Raw genomic sequence first — 318 nt, forward strand, 5'->3', positions numbered from 1 at the left:
CGACGGTGAGCAGCCGCTGCCGGTCCCAGGTCTCCAGGAGCATCCCGCCGACGTTCAGGACGAAGGCGGCGACGAACGCGGCCAGTGCCCGCCCGGCGCTGGCGACGTACCGGCCGGACGACCAGCCGAGCACGATGAGCAGGGGCCCGAGGCCGGGCAGGAAGGGTGCGAGGCCGGCGGTCAGGACGAGTACGCCCGCGGGGAGTCTGCGCCGTGTCAGCGACAGCACGGCCGCGCCCATGGCGACCGCGGCCAGCCGCCATCCCTCGCCGCCGAGGAGTTCCTCGGTGCCCGCGGCGAGCAGCGCGACGACCACGG

Annotated in this window: 1 pseudogene; it reads right to left on the minus strand. The window is 75.8% G+C overall.

Annotation, left to right across the window (positions count from 1 at the left end):
• Nucleotides 1–318, minus strand: a pseudogene (locus CCN56_RS33100) (sensor histidine kinase); the annotation flags it as partial.

The sequence above is a fragment of the Streptomyces sp. NRRL B-24572 genome, from assembly GCF_002156145.1.
GTDB classification, from domain to species: Bacteria; Actinomycetota; Actinomycetes; order Streptomycetales; family Streptomycetaceae; genus Streptomyces; species Streptomyces vietnamensis.